Here is a 22,990-nt window from a genome sequence, read left to right on the forward strand (position 1 = left end):
GCTTAATGCATGCCGGTCTGGCGCTGGACCAGACGGGCGGAATATTCATCGTTGGCGCGCTGTTCGCGGCGGGATTCCACCACGGCCTGGGCGCGCAGTTCGCGCTGCGCCAGGGCGTCGTAGGAGTTGAGCTTGCGCTTTTCCTGTTGCCAGTAGAGCCGGCCCTTGGCGAGGTTGTCGTCGGCTTGGCGCAACACGCCTTGTTGTTGGCTGATGGCGTCGTCCAGCGTGCTGATGAAGCGCTGGTAGTTATGGCAGTCGCTGGCGGACATTCCGCTGGTCATTGCCTGTTGCAACCGTTCCAGGTAGTCCTGACGGTAGTCGTGCAGCATGGACAGCTGGCGTTCGGCGTTGGTGCGTTCGGCGCTGAGCCTGCCGAGGAGGCGGGCGGCTTCGTCCGTGCTCTCTTTGGCCAGGTTGATCAGCATGTCCAAAGGCAATTGGCTAGGCATAAGCGTCCCTCAATTCGAAACTGGCGCGCAATTGGCTGACGGCGGCTTCATAGCCGACGTTTTCGCCGATGTCTTGTTGCAGGAAGGCTTCCAGGCGTGGATAGCGGGCGATGGCCTCGTCCAGCTGCGGATCGTTGCCGGCAGCGTAGGCGCCCACCGCGATCAGATCGCGGTTGCGCTGGTAGCGCGACAGGCTTTGCTTGAAGCGGCGCACCACGGCGAACTGCTCGGGCGTGATCAGCGAAGTCATGGCGCGCGAGATCGACGCTTCGATGTCGATGGCCGGGTAATGGCCTGCTTCGGCCAGGTGGCGCGACAGCACGACGTGGCCATCCAGGATGGCGCGAGCCGAATCGGCGATCGGATCCTGCTGGTCGTCGCCTTCGGCCAGCACGGTGTAGAAGGCGGTGATCGAGCCGGCCTTGCCGGATGGTCCAGGCGCGCCCATGCCGGCGCGCTCGACCAGCGTCGGCAGCTTGGCGAAGACCGAGGGCGGATAGCCCTTGGTTGCCGGCGGCTCGCCGATGGCCAGCGCGATCTCGCGCTGCGCCATGGCGTAGCGGGTCAGCGAATCCATGATCAGGAGCACGTCCAGGCCCTGATCGCGGAAGTGTTCGGCCAGGCGAGTGGCGTAGGCGGCGCCTTGCAGGCGCAGCAACGCCGACACGTCCGCCGGCGCAGCCACCACGACGGAGCGCGCCAGACCCTCCGGGCCCAGGTTGTGTTCGATGAATTCCTTGACTTCGCGGCCACGTTCGCCGATAAGGCCGACGACGATGACGTCGGCCTTGGTGTAACGGGCCATCATGCCGAGCAGCACGCTCTTGCCGACGCCAGACCCTGCGAACAGGCCCATGCGCTGTCCGCGGCCGACGGTGAGCAGGCCATTGATGGCGCGCACGCCGGTGTCGAGCACCGTATCGATGGGGGCGCGGGATAGCGGGTTGATCGGTTGGGCGGACAGGGGGGCCAGTTCGGCGCCCGTGAGCGGGCCCAGTCCGTCCAGCGGGCGGCCGGCGCCGTCCAGTACCCGGCCCAGCAAGGCGTTGCCCACCGGCAGGTGGCGGCCCAGCTGCGGCTTGGCGTTGCCGTTCAGTTCGGCCTTGCGCGGCAGGGGGATCTGGCGTTGCACGGGGGGCTCGCCAGGGACGACGCGTGCGCCGGGCGGCAGGCCCGAGATATCGGCCTGCGGCATCAGGTAGAGCGTGTGGCCGTCGAAACCCACGACTTCGGCATCCGCCCAGTGGTCGTGGCCGCGAGCGATTTCGATGCGGGCGGCTGCTCCGACGGGCAGACGCAGGCCGGTCGCGTGCAGCACCAGACCTGTGGCGCGCGTGATCTTGCCGCTGACGAGCCACGGATCGGTCGAGCCCGCGCGGATGGAGCCGATTTGCAGTTGGGTCTGCCAGCGGTCGATGACCGGAACCGTAGTAGCGGGCGCAGCCGGTTGGCCTGGCTGGAGGGAGGCCGGATTGGCGCTCACACCGGTTCCTCCCAGGATACGTTGCGGCCCAAGGAGGCCGCGACCCGGCGCCAGCGCGTCTGCAAGGTGGCGTCGATGTCACCAAAGGGCGTTTCGGCGCGGCAGCCTCCGCGCGAGATGGACTCGTCGGCCAGGACGCGCCAGTGGCCTTCCTTGAGCTCATCCGCCAGATGCAGGCGGATCAGTTCGATGTCTTCGGGGTTGGCCCACAGGCGCATCTGGCCACCGGCGGTGGGGTTGATGTGCAGCACTTCCCGCACCGCGTTGATAACGGTTTCCGGCTGGTCTGCGAGCGTGGTGCGCACTACCTGCTGGGCGATGTCCAGGGCGAGGGTCAGCAGGCCCTGGCCCATTTTTTCTTCGAGCGAACCGAGGGACGCGGCGCAGGCTTCGACCAGCGCGTGCAGGTGCTGGGCTTCCGCGGCGCCCTGTTCGCGCGCCTGGACGAGACCTTCCGCGTAGCCTTGTTCGCGGCCGGCGGCAAGGCCGGCTTCATAGCCTGCCTGTTGGCCAGCTTCCAGGCCTGCGGCATGGCCCAGCGCATGGCCTTCCTCGCGGCCTTCGGCAAGCGCCTGGGCGCGCAGCTGGGCCATCACCACTTCGGGATCCGGCCCCGGGTCGGGTTCGGGTTCCGGCTCCGCTTCGACGACCGCGGGCTCGTCGAACGACAGCATCTGCCAGCGCCGCCAGGCGGCGCTGCGCGAGATGAGCGCCGTGGCGCCGCTGTCCACTTCAGACATAGGTGTCGTCTCCCTGGTTGCCCAGGACGATCTGCCCGCTCTCGGCCAGGCGGCGCGCGATCTGCAGGATCTTCTTCTGCTCGGTCTCGACCTTGGACATGCGGATCGGACCTTGCGCGTCCAGGTCTTCGCGCAGCATTTCGGCGGCGCGGCTGGACATGTTGCGCAGGAACTTGGCGCGCAGCTCTTCCGGGGCGCCCTTGAGCGCAACCATGAGCGTGTCGTTGTCGATTTCCTTGAGGATGAGCTGGATGGCGCGATCCTCGACGTCGAGCAGGTTGTCGAAGACGAACATCTCGTCGATGATCTTCTGTGCCAGATCGTTGTCGCGCTCGCGCAGGCTGGCGACCACGGTTTCTTCCTGGGTCGAGTTCATCATGTTCAGGATCTCGGCCGCGGTGCGCACACCGCCCATCTTGCTGCGCTTTGCGCCCTGGCCGGCCAGGACCGAATTCAGGACTTCCGTGAGCTCGGACAGCGCTGCGGGTTGCACGCCGCCGAAGGTGGCGATGCGCAGCATCACGTCGTTGCGCAGGCGATCCGTCAGGAGCGCCAGCACGCCGGCGGCGCGGTCGCGCTCCAGGTGCACCAGGATGGTCGCGATGATCTGCGGGTGTTCGTCGCCGATCAGTTCGGCCACGGTGTTCGGATCCAGCCAGTTCAGCGCGTCGATGCCACTGCCGCCTTCGCCGGCTTCCAGGATGTCTTCGATCAGGCCGGCTGCGCGATCGCTGCCCAGGGCCTTGGTCAGCACGGTGCGGATGTAGTCGTCCGAGCCCAGCGTGACGGCCATGAATTGGTCGGCTTCCTGGCGGAACTCTTCCAGCACCACGGCCACGTCGCTGCGGGTGACCTGCTTCAGGCTGGCCATGGCGGCGCCGACCTGCTGGACTTCACGGGCGCTGAGGTACTTGAAGACCTCGGCCGCCGCGTCCTCGCCCAGCGACATCATCAGGACGGCGCTGCGCGTCATGCCGTCCAGCGGAGTGGAATCATTTTTCATCTTTGCTCATCCAGGTGCGCAGAACCATTGCAACGGCGCGCGGATCCTTGTTGGCCATCGTGCGGGCGCGTTCCAGGTTGTCCTGGTAGCGGTCCACTTCCTTGGCGCGGGCCGCGTCCTGGGCTTCGCGCGCGGCTTCGATGCGTTCGGCTTCAGCCTGTTCCGGGTCGACCGGCGGGTACAGGTAGTCACCCACCGTGCGGCGCAACACGCGATACAGCCACAGCGCCAGCACGCCACCGACCAGCCAGGCCAGGATCGTCTTGAACAGCGAGATCATTTCCGGATCGCGCCACATCGGCACCGGCGGCGGGCCGTCGTTGAACTGGCTGTTGACCAGGTTGAGCGAGTCGCCACGGGTCTCGGAGTAGCCCATGGCTTCGCGCACGAGGTTGGTCAGCTTGTTCAGTTCTTCCGGCGGCAGGGGCTGCAGTTCGCCGTCCTTGTCGCGCATGTAGTTGACGACCACGGCGACCGACAGGCGCTTGAGGTTGCCCACCGGCTGCTTGATGTGGCTGATCGTGCGGTCCACTTCGTAATTGGTGGTGGCGTCGCGGCGTTCGTTGAGGTTGCCGGTGACCGCTTGCGTGCTGGTCTGCTGCTGGGCGTTGGCCGGTTGCTGCGGCTGGCCGGGGCGGGGCGGCTGGGGTTGCGGCGGGTTGGCGATGGGGGCCTGGGGGTTGGCCGGCGCCTGGTTCGACAGCGCGCCGGGCACGCCTTGCGCGGGGTTGATGCCGCGCTGGGTCGAGTCGCTGGTTTGCTGGCTGCGCACGGCGGCCTGGCCGGGCTCCTGGTTCGGGCGGTAGACCTCGGACGTTTCTTCGCGGCGGGCGAAGTCGACGTCGGCGCTGGCCTGGGCGTGCACGTTGCCGGGACCAACCAGCGGATTGAGGATGGTGAGGATGCGTTCGACCGTGCGCTGTTCCATTTCGCGCACGAAGCGCATTTGGTCGGCGTCCATGCCGCGGCCTTCGCCCATCGGCGCCGACAGCAGGCGGCCGTTCTGGTCCACGATGGATACGTTCTCGGCGGTGAGTTCGGGGACGCTCGAGGCCACCAGCCAGGAAATCGCGGAGACCTGGGCGTCGCTCAGGCTGCGTCCCGGATGCATGTTCAGCAGCACCGAGGCGGTGGGCGCCTGGCGTTCGCGCACGAAGAGAGACTGGCGCGGCATGGCCAGGTGCACGCGGGCGTGCTGCACGGTGTGCATGGCTTCGATCGAACGCGCCAGCTCGCCTTCCAGGCCGCGCTGGTAGTTGATCTGTTCCGTGAACTGGCTGGCGCCGAAGCGGGCGTTGTCCATCAGTTCGAAACCGACGGAGCCGCCGCGCGGCAATCCCTGGGACGCCAATTGCAGACGCGCGTCGTACACGCGGTCGGCCGGAACCAGCACGGCGGTGCCGGTTTCGTTATAGCGGTAGGGCACGTTCATGGTCCCGAGCGCTGCCACGATGGCGCCGCCGTCGCGGTCGTCCAGGTTCGAGAAGAGCACCTTGTATTTGGGTTCGCTGCTCCACATCGCCACGGCGACGATGACCGCGACGAGAGCCGCCGCCGCGCCCAGCAGGACAGGCTTGGGCAGTGCGCGCACCTTCTCCAGCACGGGGAACTTCGTCAACAGCGACGAACTCAGGGTGGCCTGCTGGTTCATTGGCGGCCCCCGCTGGCCACGCGGAGCTGGAATTGGGACTTCATGTCTGGGTAGGGCAGATTACACATGCAACGTGCTTCTGGTCTGGGGAGAGCGTGGATTATTGCCCCTGAGACGTCCATCCCAATCGTTGAAAACAGCCGGTTTTTGGCGTTACTTATCTCCTATGTCCCCGACAACGCGAACCGAGCCGCCGTCGCCCTGGCTGCAAGCGGCTGCATTCGTGGAAATGTCGGGTTTTTTGGCGGTTCTTGTCAGCTATGAACCGGCGGGGTTGGCGTTACGCTGGGCGCACTATTGGTGTAATCCCAAACAGCAAGGAAATCAGGTAATGGCTGTATCAGGCTTGTCCGGCATCGAAAGCATGCTCCAACAGATGCGCGCGGTAGTGAGCAAGGCGGAGACCGGTAACCTCAGTGCGGGTGAAATGGTCGGTCAGCCGGATGGCTTCGCCGCGGAACTGCAACGTTCCATCCGTCGCGTCACTTCCGCCCAGAACGCCGCCACGGCCCAGGCCAAGGCGTTCGAGTTGGGGGCTCCCGATATTTCCCTCAACGACGTCATGATCGACATGCAGAAGGCCAGTATTGGCTTCCAGACGGCGGTGCAGGTGCGCAACAAGCTGGTTGCGGCTTACAAGGAAATTTCTTCGATGGCGGTCTGAGTCCCATCGCGGGAACTGCGCTTGCGTGCACGCCGCAAGCGCGGCAGGCATCAGGCGGGGCACTTGCAGCGCATGGCCCCGCCAAGCCAGGTATCAATTGCGCTGCGCGCCTCTTTCCAGGCGCCAGACCACCTGCTGCAGCCAGTTTTCCTGGCGCGCATCGAGATTCAGGAAGATGGCCCCCAGATGGCTGACCGGCGGCTCGCCAGTCAGCGAAACGTGCTTGGCCGGCGGTTCGTCCGGATTGGCGGACGAAACCATGGGCTGCCCCGAGACGGGATATACATTGCGCACTTCCAGGCTGGCGTTGAGCTTGCCATGGTCGCCAAAATCCAGTTGCACGTTTTCCATCACGGTACCGCGCTCCGGCAGGGCGGGAACCGCCAGCCCGGCACGCAGGCCTACGCCGTCCACCGAGATGTCGCGTATCGTGAACGAATAGGGCTTGTCGTTGAGGGTGGCTTGCCAACTGGCGCGGCATACGTTGGCGGCCGCGATCAGGGACGCGCGGAACATCTTGCGGCGCTGGATACGGGCCAGGCGTTCCGGGAACGGCGATACCAGCGCTGCGCTGCCGTCGTCGAAATGAATGATCTGGGGGCGCTGCACACGAAAGCGGATCTGCACGCCGCCGTAGGCGGTGGCATGGAAGTGGAAGGTGGTGCCGCTCAGCAAGCCCATGGAGTCGGACTGCTCGAAGTCTGCCCCGGCGTAATCGCGCGGCCTCCAGAAGAACTCGCCCGCCTGCTTGTCCACGCCGAGGATCAGCACGGCCATCTCCCGGTCCGCGGCGTCGCGCACCAGGATGTGGCTGTCAGGGTGCGTCAGCTCGAACAGGGCCGAACGCATCTCGTCAGGCCGGGTCAGCAGGAACTCCGGATCGCTGGCATCCAACACTTTGGTCTTCCTCAGGTAATAGGGTCAGGCGGGCGTAGCGGGTTCGGGGAACTCGCGCGATTCCAGGCGATAGAGCCAGGCCAGCAATTCTGCCACCGCTACATAGAGTTGGGGAGGAATATGTGCGTCCAGGTCCACCTGCATCAGCAGGCCGACCAGTTCACGCGACTCGTGGACGTAGAGGCCGTTTTCCTGCGCGGCCCGGACGATGGTGTCCGCCAACTGGCCGTAGCCCTTGGCGACGACGCGCGGAGCGCCGTCCTTTTCTTCGTACGAAATGGCTACCGCCGCGTTGCGGCCGGCGTTCGGATCCGATTCCGGTTGGGGGGGCAGGCGGCTCATCAGATATCGGCGGGAATGTCGGGGCGCGGTTCGACCACGCTCACCGTCAGATTGCTCAAGGTCAGGCCCGCGGCCAGCAGGCGAGAACGCAGCGTGTCCGAGGAGTCATTGATCTCGGCCGCGCTGTGCGGCGCAATGAGTTGCAGGACGATCTGATCGCCGGCCAGATTCAGTCGGGCATCGACCAGGCCCAGGCGGGGCAGGTCCAGCTTCAGGCGCGTGGCCCAGGTGGAAACTGCGGAGTCCGGGTCGCCGCCGTATGGGTCGCGCTCGACTTCCCATTCCATTGGCGTGCCGGGCCAGGCTTCACCTTGCCAGGTCAGCGTCTGGTTGGCCAGCACGTCCAGTTGTTGGCGAACGAGTACGGTCAGGTCCTGGTGTATGCCGGTGATGGGCGTGCCGGGAGCAGGCGTGCCGGAGGCGGGCGAGCTGGCGGAGCCTGCGCCGCCGGGTGTGGCGTCGACGCCGGTGCGGCCGCTGGGGGCTGCGCCCGCCCGCGGCCGCGAAGGCGCGGCCTCCTGCGCGGGCGGATTCTTGCCGAGCACCGCCTGCGGCTCGTTGCGCAATTGCTCGGGGTTGGCGCGGCCGAAGACCATGTCCGTCAGATGGGACTCGTAAAACAGGCCGCTGCCTTGGAGCGCCTGACGCAGAGCCTGTCCCAGCGCGCGCGCCGAAGGTCCGCCAGCCGCCAGGGCGACATGCGCGGCAGCGTCGGGTCCTTTGGCGGCGCTGGGATTGACGCCCGGTCCGGCCGGCCGGTCCTGTGTTGCACCGGTTGCCGGAGTGTCGCCGTCAAGCGCCGCCGCGGCCGAAGCCGCGAGCGCGCCGGCTTGCTGGGGAAGGGCCGGCGCCGGCGTTTGGCCAGGCAATGGCTGGGATGCTTGCGCAGTGGCCTGTGCCGTTTGTTGGCCTGCTTGCGCTGCCGGCAAGGGGCCGGCGCTAGCGCCACCGCCGGATTGGCCCGGCTGCGCATGCGCGGTCCATAAGGGGGCACGGCCCTGGACCGCAGGTGCGGCCTCTGGGAATTGGGCGAGCAAGGCAAGAATCGTACGCGCCGTCGTGCCCAGCGTGGTCGGGGCCGAGGCGGTGGTGTCGCTGCTGGTCACCAGGCCGCGGGCGGCCAGCGCCAGCGCTGCAGCGGTTTTGGGGTCGACGACAGTATTCGGACGGTCGCCGCGGGCGCCGCCGGGCTGTATGCCTTGCCGCGGGTCGCGTGTTGATCCATCCGAGGCGCCGGGCTTTTCCAGGCTGCCGGGCTGGCTGACTGCGTCGGGGCGGGCGCCGGATACCTGGTTGGCGCTGGCGGCGGACATCGTCGTGCCCAGCACGGCGTCCAGCCGCTGCACCAGGACGTTGCCGAGTGCGGCGGGACCTACGCTCATTCTTCAGGCGCCTGCTGGTAACCGTAGGCGGACAGCAGGGTCTGCTGGCGCTTCATGCGTCCCAGAAGGTCGCCCAGACGGGCCAGCTGCGGCAGCGCCAGATCCCGGGTGAGCGCGTCGTTTTCCAGGATGCGCACGAGCAGGTCGTATTTCATGGCGCGGCCGGCTTCGTCCAGTGGCGCCGAATGTTCGGTCTGGCGCAGTCGTTCCACCAGTTCGCAATATTGCTGTCCATGGACCATGGCGCCGTCCCAGTCGCCGGCTTGCGCCGCCACTAGCATTTCTCCCGTGATGAGAGCGATCTCCTGGTAGTGTTCCAGGATGGGGGAGGTGTACTGGGTCGTGGACGTCATGGAAATCTCGGGCGTTCGATGGCTGGCTGGGGCTTATGCGATGCCGTCAAGGCTGCACGCCCCCGGCAGGGCGATCAATGGATGTTTGCCAGGCCTCGGCCAGATCGGCCAAGAGGCGGTCAGCCGTTTCGAGCGCTTCCGCGTCTGCTTTAAGGTTAGCCATCAACAGCGTGCGGATGATGTAGTCGTACAGACGAGCGAGGTTCGCGGCGATTTCGCCGCCGGCCTCCATGTTCAGTCCGGTTTTTAGGCCTTCGTCGACGATCTTGATGGCTTTCGAGAGGGCGGCTCCCCGTTCTGTGGTTCTGCCCTCCTGTAGGTGCAGGCGCGCTTGCCCAATCGCCGCTCGGGCTCCCATGTACAGCAAGGAAATCAGCCGTTCAGGGCTGGCCCCCAGGACTTGGGTTTCCAGGCCGATGTCGGCGTAGGAGCGTACGGAGTTAGATCCGGAGGGGCGTCGGGCGGCGTAAGTCATTAATACATCTTCTGTAAATTACTTGGACTTGTTCATGGCCGCGAATTGCTGGGTCAGGTAGTTGGCCGTGACCGTCTGTTGCGATACGAACTTGTCCAACGCGACAAATTGCGCACGCATGGCAGCCATGGATGCGGCGCTGGACGCCTTAGCGCGCTCCAATTGGGCCTTCACATCCTTGATAGATTCAGTCAGCCCGTCCTGGCTGATCTTGATGGAGCCTTTGTCACCCAGTATGTTCTTGATCGCGGCGTCGAACTTCGCGGCAAGACCGTCGCTTGATCCCATGATGCGCTTGACATCGGCCGGGTTGGCCGTCAAGGCCTTTTCCAGATCTTTCAGCTCGAGCTTCAGTTGGCCGCTCTTGGGGTCCATGGATATGCCGAGATCAGCCAGAGACCGAAGCGAACCTTCCGACGTAATGACCTGCAAAGCGCTCGACATCGAAGATTGGATGCCACGAGTCGTGCTATCTCCAGTCAACGCCTGATTGGTGGCCGCAGTGATATCGAATGCAGTTAATTTCGTGATGGTGCTTTGCAATGCGTTGTAGGCATTAACGAAATCCTGGACTGCCTTGCTTGCGACACCCGTGTCACTCTGTAGTTTCAGGGTCACCACTTTGTCGGTTTCGGTTTTGGCGGTGAGGTTCAGAGTGATACCGTCAATGGCGGTGGAAACGTTATTGCTACCGCTCTTGACCGTGATGCCGTTGATTTCGACGACCGAGTCCGCGGCGGCGGTCTGTTGGGTCATCTGCGTACCCGCACCACTGTTGTAACTCAGGATGTCTTTAAGTTTTTGGTCGCCCGTAACGGTGATGGACTTTACCGAAGCCTGTACGCCGGTATCCTTGGCGCTGAGCATCAGGTAACTACCGTTCTCATTGGTGATGATCGTGGCGCGCACGCCGGCCTTGTCATCACTATTGATGGCCTTGGCAATACCATCTAGCGAGGTGTCGCCCTTGAGGTCGATGGAGTGCTTTTTGCCGTCCGTCAGTTCGATTTCGAATGAACCGGTGGCGCCATTGGGGAGTTTGCGGTCGGACACGATGCCAGACTGCAAGGTCTGGGCTGCTGCCAGATTTTTCACCTTGATGGTGTATTCGCCCATCGTGGCGCCGTTTTCACCGATAGTGGCGGTCAGGCCATCGCCAACGACATCAGCTTTCACGGCATCCAGCGTTGATGATTTGCCCAGTGTCGCGGCGGCTTTCTGCAAGGCTTCCACCGCGCTTTGTACCTGCCCGAACGCACTGACGCGAGCCTCATAGCTCGCTTGACGATTCGTGTACAAGCTCAGTTTTTTGTCCTCGGCCGCCTGTAAATCCGTCAGGATCTTTTCGAGGGGCAAGCCGGTCGTCGAGCCGAGGTTGGTGATAGAAGCCATGTGAAATTCCTTTCTAGCAATGCGATTCTGTCAAAAATATGGTGCCGGCGATTGGCCGGGTAAGGGCATAAGGCGGGCCTAATTCGACGCTTCCGGATCCTTGCTCACTGTGGATGATGATCTGACCCGATTGTGGGGCCGGATCAGGCAGAGGTCTTGATGCCGTTTCCTTGCATGTTCACTATCATTTTGGCGATTTTCAGCAGTGTTTCGCTGGGAATCGTGCGTATGACGTCGCCCGATTCCGCATCCACGACAGACACAACGACCTGATGCACGTTCGGGTCTATTTCGAACTTCAGCTGCGTCGACCAAGCCTTCATCTGGTCGTTGATTTCATCCAGAGCCTTGTCCAGGGGAAGCTTTTGCGAATCGGATTGATCCGATGTCGCGCTGTCTGAAGCTCCGCTGTTCGTTGCGGCAGCTGCGGGCGCCACACTCACGGATGGGTCCGGCGCAACCGGCGCGGCCGCGACCGGCGCTGGTGCAAACGATGCGGGGGCTAGGGGGGTTACGGCCATGATCACTCCAACGGCGATGTGGGCGTCTCGGAGGAACGCGCTGTTTTCAGGGAATTCTCAGCTACCATTACGGCAGGCCCGCAGGGAACTTTAGCCGCCGGCGAGCCAGATGTTTCACGTGCTAAACAGTTCGGACCAGGTAATGAGTGTCAAGACGGCGCTGCGAGTTATCGAAATCATCGAAACCTATGCCCGCGAAAAGCGCGCGCTGCCGCTATCGGAACTGGCCCGGCTGCTGGATGTGCCGGTGTCCAGCTGCCTGGCCCTGATCCGCACCCTGACCGGCCTGGGTTATCTGTATGAAACCGGCCGGCGCCAGGGCTACTACCCGACCGGCAGGCTATTGGCCATGGCGCAGCGCATCGCCCGCGCCGATCCAGTGCTGGACCGGGTCTATCCCAGCCTTACCGAATTAAGGGACGCCACCCGCGAAACGATTGTTTTCGCCAAGCTGAGCCAGGACGGCCGGGTGGTCTACCTGGATGTGCTGGATTCCCCGCATACGATCAGATACGCGCCGGTTGCGGGTGAGTTCAAGGACGTTCACGCGAATTCGCTTGGAAAGGCGCTGCTGTCCCTGTTGGAAACACCGGCCCGCGACGCCATGCTCGCGGACATGACCATGACCCGCCACAACGAGCGCACCCTGGTCACACGCGAGGCGCTGCTGGCGGACCTGGAGCTGTCGCGCCAGCGCGGCTGGTTCATGAACAGCGGCGAGTCCATTGCGGACGTGGGCGCCATCGCCTGGCCCGTTACGCTGTCCGGCGAACACTACGCGATTTCGGTGGGCGGGCCGATCTACCGGATCGAGCCGCAGCAGGAGGCCTACGCGCGCATCCTGCGCTCAGCCTGCACCGCGCTGGAGCAGCAGGCCTGACGGGCAGGCCTGGGCGCCTATCGAACGCCGTCGCTCAGTAGGACTTGGGCAGTCCCAGCACTTTCTCCGCGATGAAGCACATGATCAGCTGCGGACTGACCGGAGCGATGCGCGGAATGAAGCTTTCGCGCAGCAGGCGCTCCACATGGTATTCCTTGGCGTACCCCATGCCGCCCAGGGTCATGACCGCGGTCTGGCAGGCGTTATAGCCGGCCTCGGCCGCCAGGTATTTGGCCGAGTTGGCGTAGGGGCCGCAGGGCTTGCCCGCGTCATACAGGCTGGCGGCCTTGAATACCATAAGGTCGGCGGCTTCGAGCTGCATCCAGGCCTGGGCCAGGGGGTGCTGGATGCCTTGGTTCTGGCCGATGGGACGTCCGAATACGGTGCGTTCTCCAGCGTATTTCACCGCCCGGTCCAGGGCGGCTCGGCCGATGCCCACCGCCTCGGCCGCGATCAGGATGCGCTCGGGGTTCAGGCCGTGCAGGATGTACTCGAACCCCCGGCCTTCCTCGCCGATGCGGTCGGCCACGGGGATGCGCAGGCCGTCGATGAACAGCATGTTCGAGTCCACCGCCTTGCGGCCCATTTTCTCGATTTCGCGCACTTCTATCTTGCTGCGGTCCAGGTCTGTATAGAAGAGCGACAGGCCCTGCGTGGGCTTTTCGACGTCTGACAGCGGGGTGGTGCGGGCCAGCAGCAGCATCTTGTGGGCGACCTGGGCGGTCGAGATCCAGATCTTGCGGCCATGCACCACGTACTCGTCGCCCTGGCGCACCGCGCGGGTGCTGAGCTTGGTGGTGTCCAGTCCGGCGTCGGGTTCGGTGACGGCGAAGCAGGCCTTTTCGCGGCCCGCGATCAGGGGTGCAAGCCAGCGCTGGCGCTGCTCGTCGCTGCCGAAGACCACTACCGGGTTCAGGCCGAAGATATTCATGTGGACCGCCGAGGCGCCGGTGAAGCCCGCGCCGGAAGCCGCGATGGTCTGCATCATCAGCGCCGCTTCGGTCATGCCCAGACCCGCGCCGCCATATTCCTGCGGCATGGCGATGCCCAGCCAGCCGTCGCGCGCCAGATCGGCATGCAGGGGTTCCGGAAAGCCGCCTTCGCGGTCGCGTTCCAGCCAATATTCGTCCGGATAGCGTTCGCAGATGCGGGACACGGCGTCCCGCAGGGCCAACTGGTCGGGGGTGAATTCAAAGTCCATCAGTCGTTTCCATCCAGGGTGATGCCGCGGGCCGTCATGGCGTCGATCCGGGCAGGGTCATAGCCGGCTTCGGCCAGCACCTCGCGGCTGTGCTGGCCCAGCCTGGGGGCGGGGCGGCGTATCGAGGTGGGGGTGTTTTCGTATCTGCCCAACGGCGCGGTCGTGCGGATCCGGCCTTCGCTGGGGTGGTCCATGGGCGGGATGAAGCCGGTCGCGGCCAGGTGCTCGTCCTGCAGCAGATCGTCCACGGAATAGAGCGGCGAGGCGGGAATGTCTGCCCGCGCCAAGCCTTCCAGCCAGTCCTGGCTGCTCCGGGTGGCGATGACGTCGGCGACAAAGGCGTAGACCTCGCCGATATGGGCGGCGCGCGCGCCGTGGGTGCTGAAGCGCGAATCCCGCGACAATTCCGGGCGGCCGATCAGGTCGAAGAAGTTGCGCCAGTGTTTGTCGTTATAGATCAGCAGGCTGATATAGCCGTCGGCCGTGGCGTAAGGGCGGCGATGCGGCGCCAACAGGCGCGCGTAACCCGTGGGGCCGAGCGGGGGATCGAAGGTGGCGCCGCCGAGATGGTCCCCCAGCACGAGGTGGGCCATGCCCTCGAACATGGGGATTTCCACCTGCTGGCCTTGTCCCGTGCTGCGGGCGTGCAGCACCGCGGAGACGAGCGCGATGCCGACGTGCAGTCCGACCGCGCGGTCGGCCAGGGTCAGCGGCGCGTAGCGCGGCACATCTCCACTCTGCTGGGCGGAGAGGGCGGCGATGCCGGTCTGGCCCTGGATCAGGTCGTCATAGGCGGGACGGCCGGCGTACGGGCCGGCCTCGCCATAGCCGTAGGCGCCCAGGTAGACGATGCGCGGATTGCGCGCCGCGACCGTTTCGTAGGACAAGCCCAGCCGGGCCATCGCCTGCGGGCGGATGTTGTAGAGCAGGGCGTCGCAGCTTTCGGCCAGTTTCAGGCAGGCCTCAAGCCCCTCCGGCGTCTTCAGGTCCAGCACCACCGATCGCTTGTTGCGGTTCAGGTGCAGATAGATATGGCCCATGCCGGGGTTGCGCATGGGGCCGACGGCCCGCATGTTGTCGCCTGCCGGCGGCTCGACCTTGATGACGTCTGCCCCCAGGTCGGCCAGGACCTGGGTGGCATAGGGCCCCATCACGACGGTGCTCAGGTCCAGGATGCGCACGCCCGCCAGCGGGCCGCCGGGAATTTCGGATTGCGGCCGGTCGCTCATTGCTGCTCGATTCCCGCGTCGCGGATCAGTTTGCCCCACAGGTCCAGCTGCGAGCCGACGAACTGGGAAAAGGCCTCGGGCGTGCTGGAAAAGGCGTCGAAACCCAGGCCGGCCAAGCGCTTTTGCACGTCAGGCTTGGCGACGACCTGATTGATCGCGGCATTCAGCTTGGCCACGATCTCCGGGGGCATGCCCGCCGGGCCGAAGTAGCCGTTCCAGGAGTTCAGGTCGAAGTCCTGCACGCCGGATTCGGCCATGGACGGCAGGTCCGGGACGATGGCGCTGCGTTCGGCGGTCGACACGGCCAGCGCGCGCAGCTGGCCCGATTGCACGAAGGGCAGGCCGGAAGCCAGGTCGGTGAACATGAAATCGACCTGCCCGCCGACCACATCGGTCAGCCCTTGCGGCGTGCCTTTATAAGGTACGTGCAGGATGTCGATCTTGGCGCGGTTGGCCAGCGTGGCGCCGGCGACGATGCCCGTGCTGTTGCCGCTGGCGTAGGTGATGCGGCCGGGACGCTGGCGCGCGTCTGCCACCAGTTCGCCCACGGTCTTCCACGGGCGTTTCGGGTTCACGACCAGGATGAAGGGCAGGTTGCCGCCGCGGGCGATGGGGGTGAAGTCCTTGACCGGATCGTAGGGCACGTTCTTCATCAGCCAGGGCGCGGCCGAATGCGAGGTGTTGGTGGTGACGAAGAGCGTGTAGCCGTCGGGCTTGGCGCGCGCCACGTAGTTGGCGGCGATGGTGGCGTTGGCTCCGGGCTTGTTCTCCACCACGACCTGTTGGCCGAGGATGTTGCCCAGCTCGGCGCCGAAGATGCGGCCCACGGCGTCGGTGCCGGATCCGGCGGGAAAGGGGACGATCAGGGTGATGGGTTTCGCGGGATAGTCGGCGGCGTGGGCGGCGGGGCCGGCGAACAGCGCTGCGCCGCCGATGAGGGCGGCGCCCAGCAGGCTTAGGGGTCTCATGGGTTTGTCTCCTGTGTGCTTCGGGTCCAGGCGCGGTTTCTGCGTCCGCTGCCCGGGGCTGCGCCGCGTCAAGCGGCTGGGGATGGCGCCGGAAAGCCGCGTATCACGCGGTCTGGGGATTCTTCATAAGGGGGCGTATAGATCACCAGCAGGCGGGCGGGCTCGTCGCTGGTGACGGTGAAGACGTGCGGAATGTCCGGGGGGAAATAGCAGCAGTCGCCGGGTCCCATGTCGGCCCATTCGTCCTGCACCTGCGCGCGCGCCGTGCCGGACAGCAGATAGCAGACCTGCTCGATGCCGGGGTGGGCGTGCGGCAGGGCGCCCTTGCCCTTGTCGATCACGCCCAGCAGCACTTCCACGCCCCGGGAGCCGACGGTGTCCGGGCCGATCAGGCGCCGGTTCAGGGTGCCGGTGTGATTGGCGGGGTGGTAGCCGGGCACGTTGGCCTCGCGCACCAGCCAGGCGGGAGTCTTGCTTTGCGTCATGGTTGATCCGTTTAAATTTTCATACGTGAAATTATTTTTATGTATGAGAAAAATAGTGGCAAGCAGTTTTTCGCTGCGGATACCTTGCCGCTCCCTGGGGGATTAGGGAAAACACCGGGCGCGGACTGCTAAAATCGAAGGCTGATCTCACTACCGGCTTTGTCATGTCTTCTGCCCGCACGCCCGACGTTTCCGCCACCCTGTCCGATTGGCTGCAGTACCTGGAATCGATCCACGCCACCGCCATCGACATGGGTCTGGACCGGGTGCGCGAGGTGGCGGGGCGCCTGGGGCTGGAGCTGTCCGGCGTGAAGTTCGTCGTCGGCGGCACCAACGGCAAGGGTTCCACCTGTGCCATGCTGGAGGCAATCCTGCTTGCGGCCGGCTACAAGGTCGGGCTGTACACGTCCCCGCACCTGATCAATTTCAACGAACGCGCCCGCATCAATGGCCAGATCGCCACGGACGAGGCCTTGATCGCCCAGTTCCAGGCGGTCGAAGCCGCGCGCGGCGACGTGTCGCTGACGTACTTCGAGTTCACCACGCTGGCAATCCTGCGACTGTTCTCGCAGTCGAAACTGGACGCAGTGGTGCTGGAAGTCGGCCTGGGCGGACGGCTGGACGCCGTCAATATCGTCGATGCGGATTGCTCCGTCGTCACCAGCGTGGACCTGGACCACACCGACTGGCTGGGGGATACGCGCGAGAAAATCGGCTTCGAGAAAGCCCACATCTACCGCAGCGGCCGGCCGGCGATCTGCAGCGATCCCATGCCGCCGCAATCGCTGCTGGACCACGTCCAGGAAATCGGCGCGGACCTGTGGCTGTTCGGACGCGACTTCAACTATTCCGGCGACCGCCAGCAATGGGCCTATGGCGGCCGCGAACAGCGGCGCAACTCGCTGGCCTATCCGGCGCTGCGCGGCGCCAACCAGCTGCTGAACGCGTCGGCCGCGCTGGCCGCGCTGGAATCGGTGCGCGACCGCCTGCCGGTGCCGCAACAGGCCGTGCGCCTGGGCTTGCTGCAGGCGTCCCTGCCGGGCCGTTTCCAGATCCTGCCGGGCCAGCCCGCGGTCATCCTGGACGTGGCGCACAATCCGCATGCCGCGGCGGTGCTGGCGCAGAACCTGGACAACATGGGCTTTCATCCCTACACCCACGCGGTGTTCGGCATGCTCAACGACAAGGATCTGGCCGGCGTCATCGCCAAGCTCGGCACGCGCATCGACAACTGGTACTGCGCCGGCTTGCCGGGGCCGCGCGGCACCCCTGGAGACGCGCTGGCGGAGCAGGTCGCCGCCGCGCTGCCGCCCGCGCCGGCGGATGGCGAAAAACCAGGTATCTTCGCTTACCCGGATCCCGCCCAGGCCTTTGCGGCAGCGCGCGAACGGGCAGGGGAGAATGATAGAATCGTGGTGTTCGGCTCGTTTCTCACCGTAGCCTCGGTTTTGCAGGCTCTGGGTCGCAAGGCATAGGCAGCAGCGGGTCAGTCGCGTCCGGCGGCCCGCCGCCATATCGCCGCAAGGAATTCTCCTCCATGGGTTTTTTCAAACGCAAAGATCCTGCCGACCAGGCGCAGTCCTCCAAGCGGGCGGCTGTGCCCAGCGAGGTGCAGGCTGCGGAGCTGCGCGGTCGCGCGCGGCGCAGGCTGGCAGGCGCTGTCGCGCTGGTGCTGGCAGCCGTCATCATCCTTCCCATGGTGCTCGATTCGCAGCCCACGCCTGTGGACGACAACATTCCCATCAGGGTGCCGGAGCGCAATACGCCGTTCCAGCCGCAAGTGACCGAACCGCAAGTCGCCGCGCCGCAGACGCCCGCGCCGGGCAGTGCTGCGCCGACGGATCCTTCGGCCATCCCGACGCCGCCTCCCGTGACGTCCGTGCAGCCGCCGGCGACGACGACGCCTCCGGCCGCGCAACCTGCGACGCCGCCCGCGACGGCGGCCGTCACGCCGCCCAAGCCCGAGCCCAAGCCGGCTACGCCGCCCAAGCCGGACCCCAAGCCCGCGACGCCGGCCAAGCCCGATAACCGATCGGATGACGGCGCGCGCGCGCTGGCCTTGCTGGAAGGGCGTTCGGCGCCTGCGGCTTCGGCGCCCGCGCCCAAGCCCGCCGCCAAGGGCAATTTCGTGTTGCAGATCGCCGCCTATACGACCTCCGAGGACGCCCAGTCGCGGCGCGGCAAGCTGCACCAGGCCGGCGTCACCAACGCATTCGTGGAACAAGCCACCATCAATGGCAAACAGCAGTACCGTCTGCGGGTGGGGCCGTTCCCCTCGCGCGAGGCGGCGCAGGCGGCCCAGGCGCGGTTGCGCACCCTGGGCTATGACAATGGTTTCATCGCCGCCCAATAGTGACCGGCTTCGACTTCGTCGTGCTGGCCATCCTGGTGGTTTCGGGTGTGCTGGGCCTGGTGCGCGGCCTGCTCAAAGAGGTGCTGTCGCTGGTCGCCTATCTGCTGGCCTTCGTGGCGGCGATATGGTGGGGGCCCACGGTCTATGCCTGGCTGGAGCCCTATATTGAAACGACGCTGCTGCGCATGGGAGTCTCGTACGCCGCGGTGTTCATCATCGTGCTGCTCGGCGTGGGCTTGGTCAACATGACGCTTGCCGCCCTGATCCGCAGCACCGGACTGAGTCCCGCCGACCACGGCCTGGGCGGGATGTTCGGGCTGGCCCGTGGCCTGTTGATCGTGCTGGCGCTGGTCGCCGCCGCAGGCTACACGCCGCTGCCGCAGGAGCCGTGGTGGAAGGACGCCATGTTTTCGCATTCGGCCATCGAGGCCATCAAACATATCAAGACGTGGCTGCCGCCGTCCCTGGCGACGTGGCTGCCGTATTGATTAGCTTTAAATCAACCAGGAAATCTCACCATGTGTGGAATCGTAGGGGTCATCGGGCGCGGGCCGGTCAACCAGCTGCTCTATGACAGCTTGCTGCTGTTGCAGCATCGCGGGCAGGACGCCGCGGGCATCGCGACATCGCAAGGTAACCAATTCAATATGTACAAGGCTCACGGCCTGGTGCGCGACGTCTTCCGCACGCGCAACATGCGCGCGCTGCCGGGTACGTCGGGCGTCGGCCAGGTCCGCTATCCCACCGCGGGCTCCAGCGCCAGCGAGGAAGAGGCCCAGCCGTTCTACGTCAACGCGCCGTTCGGCATCATGTTGTCCCACAACGGCAACCTGACCAACTGGCGCGAACTGCGCGAATCGCTCTACCGCGTCGACCGCCGCCACATCAACACCAACTCCGATTCCGAAGTCCTGCTGAACGTGCTGGCGCACGAGCTGCAATCGGCGGCCAGCGGCGTGTCGCTGGACGACGACGCCATCTTCCGCGCCGTATCGGCCCTGCACAAGCGCGTGCGCGGCGCCTATGCCGTGGTGGCGCAGATTTCCGGTTACGGCCTGCTGGCCTTCCGTGATCCCAACGGCATCCGTCCGCTGTGCATCGGTCGCCAGGAAACCGAAGAGGGCGTGGAGTGGATGGTCGCGTCGGAATCGGTGGCGCTGGAAGGCAGCGGCTTTGCCTTCGTGCGCGACGTCGAGCCCGGCGAAGCCGTGTTCATCGACCTGGACGGCCGCTTCGTCAGCCGCCAGTGCGCCGACAATCCGCAACTGGTGCCCTGCATTTTCGAGTACGTGTACTTCGCGCGTCCGGACTCCCTGATCGACGGCGTGTCGGTGTATGACGCCCGTCTGCGCATGGGCGAGTACCTGGCCGACAAGGTCGCGCGCAACATGCGCCTGGGCGATATCGACGTGGTCATGCCGATTCCGGACTCCTCGCGTCCCGCAGCCATGCAGTTGGCCGCCCGCCTGAACCTGGACTACCGCGAAGGCCTGATCAAGAACCGCTACGTGGGCCGCACCTTCATCATGCCGGGCCAGGCCGTGCGCCGTAAGTCCGTGCGCCAGAAGCTCAATGCCATCGGCATGGAATTCAAGGGCAAGAACGTGCTGCTGGTGGACGACTCCATCGTGCGCGGCACGACTAGCCGCGAGATCGTGGACATGGCTCGCGCCGCAGGCGCCAACAAGGTCTACTTCGCCTCGGCTGCTCCCCCGGTGCGTTTCCCGAACGTCTACGGCATCGACATGCCTACGCAGAGCGAACTCATCGCCACCGGCCGCAGCGACGAGGAAATCGCCCGCGCCATCGGCGCCGACTCGCTGGTCTACCAGGACCTGCACGACATGCAGCAGGCAGTGCGGGACATCAACCCCAAGCTGTCGCGCTTCGAGGCTTCGTGCTTTGACGGCCAGTACGTCACGGGCGACATCACCCCTGAATACTTGGCTCGCCTGGGCCAGTCCCGTGGCGAACCGGGCGAGGAAGGCGGGGCCAGCGGCCTGCAGTTCAACATGGGCTACGCCGCCAGCGACGCCTGACGCGTTTGCCTGGTGGCAAGAAAAATGCCGTCCTCCGGGACGGCATTTTTTATTGCGGGGTACTGGGCGCCTGCACTGCGATATCAGGCCGCGGCCTTCCACAAGGTTTCGCGTGTCGCCTCCAGGTGCGTCAGATACAGCCGCAAGTCGAACTCATACTGGTGGTACTGCGGTTCCATGCGCAGGCACAGGTTGTAGAAGGCCTTGTTATGGTCCTTTTCCTTCAGGTGGGCCAGTTCATGCACCGTGATCATCTTCAGGAATTCCGCCGGCACGGTCTTGAACAATGTGGCCACCCGGATTTCGTGCTTGGCCTTCAGCTTGCCGCCCTGCACGCGCGAGATATACGTGTGTTGTCCCAGCGCGTGCTGGATCACATGGATCTTGCTGTCGAAGGCGACCTTGTTGATCTGGTCGCCGTTGCGCATGTAGCTGTTCTTCAGGTCCGTTACGTATTGGTAGAGCGCCCGGTCGGTGCGCACGTCGTGGGGACCGGCAGGGTAGCGCGCCAGCAGCGCCGGGCCCAGCTTGCCTTGGTCGAGCAGCTTTTGGGCCTGGGCGAGCAGGGATTCCGGGTATCCGGTCAGGTACTTCAAGGCAGGCATGATCAAGAGGGTATGACAATAAGCCGCGGCCAGGTGTCGGCATGGCGCTTGGTGGCCAGCCGCGAGGCGTAGGCCTGGCGATCCGCTGCGGGGCTGGGCCGCAGTACTAGTCCGAACAGGTCGGTCAGCCCATAGGGGGCAATGATATCCACCAGGCCATCCCGTGTCAGGCGCACGGCCACGCAAGTGGCGGTTTCGGGCCAGCTGGCGATGCCTGCGGCCAACGATGCCGCCGGGAGTGGCGCCTCGCCCGCACTGTCGCGATGCCACAAGTGCACGCGAGCCTGATTCACGACCTCCCAGGGGGCATCAGGCGCCGCTGCGCGCAAACGGTCAGCGACCCGGGCCTCGTGCTCGCGCGAGAGATCAGTGGGATCGTGATAGATGAAGTCGATGTCGGTCGGTGCGTGGCTGCCTATGGGATAGCCATGCAGGTGATTCCAGACCAGGGAGCGCACCGCGCCCGCGCCGATGTAGCCACCCGAGGGGCCATGGTCGCGGGCGACGCACAGCCAATGCACCAACGGTGCGTGTGCAAGGACCAGCCGGCGCAGCGCAGCGGCATGCGGATCCTCGGGCTGCGCCTGCACCGGCTTACTGCGATCCGCCGCGCCGGAACACGACCGGCAGCGCCATGAAGAAAATGATGACGAAGAGCGCCAGGCTCCACAGTGCATATTCGATGCCCAGCACCGGCACTTTGGCGTCCATACAAGTGGCATAGATGCCGAACAGCCACGGCACGGCGCTTTCCAGGCCGATGCCGGTCATGAAGCGGTCGGCGAAGGTCTGGTCGCAGGACAGCATGTTGGCCGCTACGCTGTACTGATACCAGGCCGCGGCGATACCGCCCAGGGACAATAGCGCGGTGAGCGCGCCGCACAGGCGCGTCAGGGCGCGTCCGCCGCCGAATCCGCCCACCAGCGCAATCACGCCGATCACCTGGTAGATCAGGCGCTGCATGACGCACCAGGCGCAGGGCGGCATGTCGAAGACGTGCTGGGAAACGAGGGCAAGGCCGACGGCGCCGAAGCAGAAGAGGGCGATCAGGCGGAGCAGGCGTTCTGAGCGAGAGGTCATTGTTGCTTTGCAAGGGTTGGAAAAGGGGCCGGACGCGGCCCCGAGCCAGGCTTAGGCCTTGGGAATCGGAATTGGTTGCATCACTTGCTGCAACACGCCCAGCAGCAGTTCGCGCGAGCCTTCCCAGAAGATCTGTACGCCGAGGCACAGCATGATGAAGGCCGAGAGGCGCATGAACACGGCGGTGCCATTGTCGCCCAGGCGGTGCAGCATTTGCGCGGCAAAGCGCAGGCAGATGTAGAGCGTGACCGATACGACGATGATGCCCGGAATGGATCCGCCCAGCCGCACCAGGCTCAGCACGTGATTCTGATCGCGCAGCGACACCCCCACGGTGATGGCCGCGGCGATGGATCCGGGACCGCAACTGATGGGGAAGGTCAGCGGATAGAACGCGCGGGCCTTGGCCATCTCCGGGGTGAAGGACTCGGCCATGCGCGCCACGCGCTCGGTATCGGCATCGGGCGAATTCACCAGCCGCCAGGCGCTGGCGATCACGAGCATGCCGCCGCCGACCCGCACGATGGACAGCGAAATGCCGAAGAAACTAAGCAGCACGTTGCCCGCGACCATGGCGACGATCAGCATCAGGCAGACATTGATGGCCACGCGCTTGGCCAGCACCATCCGGGTGGATGATGACGCGCCCTCGGTCAGCGACAGGAAGATCGGCGCGATCGCGGGCGGGTTCAGAAAGGGCAGCAGGGTGGCCAGCGCGAAAAAGAAGCTGGTGCCGAAAACGCGCAGATAATCGTTTAGCTCCATGGGGAGGGTATCGCCTGGCCGAAAACCGGG

The 22,990-nt window shown here is 65.4% G+C and carries 26 protein-coding genes; 6 read left to right on the forward strand and 20 right to left on the reverse strand.

Annotated features, from left to right (window positions below; genetic code table 11):
• Positions 1–2 precede the first annotated feature (2 nt).
• The 5 genes from fliJ to fliF are packed head-to-tail and all read right to left on the reverse strand — an operon-like array spanning position 3 to position 5,329.
• A complete protein-coding gene (gene fliJ, locus IB257_RS01450; protein ID WP_054456691.1) occupies positions 3–452 on the reverse strand; it encodes a flagellar export protein FliJ in 450 nt (149 codons plus the stop codon).
• Positions 445–1,935 (reverse strand): flagellar protein export ATPase FliI, encoded by a 1,491-nt coding sequence (fliI, locus tag IB257_RS01455; RefSeq protein ID WP_175163448.1) that lies wholly within the window; start codon positions 1,933–1,935, stop codon positions 445–447. The genes fliJ and fliI overlap by 8 nt, the downstream gene beginning before the upstream one ends.
• Positions 1,932–2,675 carry a flagellar assembly protein FliH gene (gene fliH, locus IB257_RS01460; RefSeq protein ID WP_192491757.1) on the reverse strand — a complete coding sequence of 248 codons (744 nt, stop codon included), beginning with the start codon at positions 2,673–2,675 and terminating at the stop codon, positions 1,932–1,934. The genes fliI and fliH overlap by 4 nt, the downstream gene beginning before the upstream one ends.
• Complete coding sequence (fliG, locus tag IB257_RS01465) at positions 2,668–3,678, reverse strand: flagellar motor switch protein FliG (RefSeq protein ID WP_192491758.1); 1,011 nt, start codon at positions 3,676–3,678, stop codon at positions 2,668–2,670. The genes fliH and fliG overlap by 8 nt, the downstream gene beginning before the upstream one ends.
• On the reverse strand, positions 3,668–5,329 hold the full coding sequence (fliF, locus tag IB257_RS01470; RefSeq protein ID WP_192491759.1) for a flagellar basal-body MS-ring/collar protein FliF: 1,662 nt from the start codon (positions 5,327–5,329) through the stop codon (positions 3,668–3,670). Before fliF ends, fliG begins: the two co-directional genes overlap by 11 nt.
• A gap of 331 nt (positions 5,330–5,660) precedes the next feature.
• On the opposite strand from fliF, the gene fliE reads away from it, so the two are divergent.
• Positions 5,661–5,993 carry a flagellar hook-basal body complex protein FliE gene (fliE, locus tag IB257_RS01475; RefSeq protein WP_054456696.1) on the forward strand — a complete coding sequence of 111 codons (333 nt, stop codon included), beginning with the start codon at positions 5,661–5,663 and terminating at the stop codon, positions 5,991–5,993.
• A 93-nt stretch (positions 5,994–6,086) separates the two neighbouring features.
• Here fliE and IB257_RS01480 read toward each other — a convergent pair whose 3' ends face one another.
• The 7 genes from IB257_RS01480 to IB257_RS01510 form a co-directional block, all read right to left on the reverse strand.
• Positions 6,087–6,890: a flagellar brake protein gene (locus tag IB257_RS01480; protein WP_054456697.1), complete on the reverse strand. Its 804-nt coding sequence runs from the start codon at positions 6,888–6,890 to the stop codon at positions 6,087–6,089.
• 24 nt (positions 6,891–6,914) lie between these two features.
• A complete protein-coding gene (locus IB257_RS01485; RefSeq protein ID WP_192491760.1) occupies positions 6,915–7,232 on the reverse strand; it encodes an EscU/YscU/HrcU family type III secretion system export apparatus switch protein in 318 nt (105 codons plus the stop codon).
• The gene (locus tag IB257_RS01490; RefSeq protein WP_192491761.1) at positions 7,232–8,614 is read right to left on the reverse strand and encodes a flagellar hook-length control protein FliK; all 1,383 of its coding nucleotides are present in this window, start codon (positions 8,612–8,614) and stop codon (positions 7,232–7,234) included. The genes IB257_RS01485 and IB257_RS01490 overlap by 1 nt, the downstream gene beginning before the upstream one ends.
• Entirely contained in the window at positions 8,611–8,967 is a 357-nt protein-coding gene (locus IB257_RS01495; protein WP_054456700.1) for a flagellar protein FliT, read from the reverse strand. Before IB257_RS01495 ends, IB257_RS01490 begins: the two co-directional genes overlap by 4 nt.
• A 46-nt stretch (positions 8,968–9,013) precedes the next feature.
• A complete protein-coding gene (fliS, locus tag IB257_RS01500; protein WP_175164525.1) occupies positions 9,014–9,442 on the reverse strand; it encodes a flagellar export chaperone FliS in 429 nt (142 codons plus the stop codon).
• 18 nt (positions 9,443–9,460) lie between these two features.
• Complete coding sequence (gene fliD, locus IB257_RS01505; protein WP_175164527.1) at positions 9,461–10,834, reverse strand: flagellar filament capping protein FliD; 1,374 nt, start codon at positions 10,832–10,834, stop codon at positions 9,461–9,463.
• Between the two features lie 143 nt (positions 10,835–10,977).
• Complete coding sequence (locus tag IB257_RS01510; RefSeq protein ID WP_125470849.1) at positions 10,978–11,355, reverse strand: flagellar protein FlaG; 378 nt, start codon at positions 11,353–11,355, stop codon at positions 10,978–10,980.
• Positions 11,356–11,497: 142 nt separating this feature from the next.
• Between IB257_RS01510 and IB257_RS01515 the strand changes: the two genes are divergently transcribed.
• Positions 11,498–12,235: an IclR family transcriptional regulator gene (locus tag IB257_RS01515; RefSeq protein ID WP_192491762.1), complete on the forward strand. Its 738-nt coding sequence runs from the start codon at positions 11,498–11,500 to the stop codon at positions 12,233–12,235.
• Positions 12,236–12,269: 34 nt separating this feature from the next.
• Here IB257_RS01515 and IB257_RS01520 read toward each other — a convergent pair whose 3' ends face one another.
• The 4 genes from IB257_RS01520 to IB257_RS01535 form a co-directional block, all read right to left on the reverse strand.
• Complete coding sequence (locus tag IB257_RS01520; protein ID WP_054456705.1) at positions 12,270–13,436, reverse strand: acyl-CoA dehydrogenase family protein; 1,167 nt, start codon at positions 13,434–13,436, stop codon at positions 12,270–12,272.
• Entirely contained in the window at positions 13,436–14,665 is a 1,230-nt protein-coding gene (locus tag IB257_RS01525) for a CaiB/BaiF CoA-transferase family protein (RefSeq protein WP_192491763.1), read from the reverse strand. Before IB257_RS01525 ends, IB257_RS01520 begins: the two co-directional genes overlap by 1 nt.
• Positions 14,662–15,633, reverse strand: coding sequence for a tripartite tricarboxylate transporter substrate binding protein (locus tag IB257_RS01530; RefSeq protein WP_175164531.1), 972 nt, complete (start codon positions 15,631–15,633; stop codon positions 14,662–14,664). Before IB257_RS01530 ends, IB257_RS01525 begins: the two co-directional genes overlap by 4 nt.
• Positions 15,634–15,701: 68 nt before the next feature.
• Complete coding sequence (locus IB257_RS01535) at positions 15,702–16,118, reverse strand: cupin domain-containing protein (protein WP_175180803.1); 417 nt, start codon at positions 16,116–16,118, stop codon at positions 15,702–15,704.
• A gap of 164 nt (positions 16,119–16,282) precedes the next feature.
• On the opposite strand from IB257_RS01535, the gene folC reads away from it, so the two are divergent.
• The 4 genes from folC (at position 16,283) to purF (ending at position 20,510) form a co-directional block, all read left to right on the forward strand.
• Positions 16,283–17,593, forward strand: coding sequence for a bifunctional tetrahydrofolate synthase/dihydrofolate synthase (gene folC / locus IB257_RS01540; protein ID WP_192491764.1), 1,311 nt, complete (start codon positions 16,283–16,285; stop codon positions 17,591–17,593).
• Between the two features lie 62 nt (positions 17,594–17,655).
• The gene (locus IB257_RS01545) at positions 17,656–18,471 is read left to right on the forward strand and encodes an SPOR domain-containing protein (RefSeq protein WP_175213240.1); all 816 of its coding nucleotides are present in this window, start codon (positions 17,656–17,658) and stop codon (positions 18,469–18,471) included.
• Entirely contained in the window at positions 18,471–18,959 is a 489-nt protein-coding gene (locus tag IB257_RS01550; protein ID WP_054456710.1) for a CvpA family protein, read from the forward strand. Before IB257_RS01545 ends, IB257_RS01550 begins: the two co-directional genes overlap by 1 nt.
• Before the next feature lie 30 nt (positions 18,960–18,989).
• Complete coding sequence (gene purF, locus IB257_RS01555; RefSeq protein ID WP_054456711.1) at positions 18,990–20,510, forward strand: amidophosphoribosyltransferase; 1,521 nt, start codon at positions 18,990–18,992, stop codon at positions 20,508–20,510.
• Between the two features lie 83 nt (positions 20,511–20,593).
• Here purF and IB257_RS01560 read toward each other — a convergent pair whose 3' ends face one another.
• Genes IB257_RS01560 through IB257_RS01575 form a run of 4 tightly spaced genes read right to left on the reverse strand, consistent with a single transcriptional unit; the run spans position 20,594 to position 22,960 of the window.
• A complete protein-coding gene (locus IB257_RS01560) occupies positions 20,594–21,115 on the reverse strand; it encodes a M48 family metallopeptidase (RefSeq protein ID WP_175180804.1) in 522 nt (173 codons plus the stop codon).
• 2 nt (positions 21,116–21,117) lie between these two features.
• A complete protein-coding gene (locus IB257_RS01565) occupies positions 21,118–21,705 on the reverse strand; it encodes a nucleotidyltransferase family protein (protein ID WP_175180805.1) in 588 nt (195 codons plus the stop codon).
• Positions 21,706–21,709: 4 nt separating this feature from the next.
• Positions 21,710–22,195, reverse strand: a complete 486-nt coding sequence (locus tag IB257_RS01570; RefSeq protein ID WP_192491765.1) for a disulfide bond formation protein B — start codon at positions 22,193–22,195, stop codon at positions 21,710–21,712.
• 51 nt (positions 22,196–22,246) lie between these two features.
• Positions 22,247–22,960, reverse strand: a complete 714-nt coding sequence (locus IB257_RS01575) for a MarC family protein (protein WP_013393435.1) — start codon at positions 22,958–22,960, stop codon at positions 22,247–22,249.
• Positions 22,961–22,990 lie beyond the last annotated feature (30 nt).

It is taken from the genome of Achromobacter sp. ACM03, assembly GCF_014851665.1.
GTDB classification, from domain to species: Bacteria; Pseudomonadota; Gammaproteobacteria; order Burkholderiales; family Burkholderiaceae_B; genus Achromobacter; species Achromobacter aegrifaciens.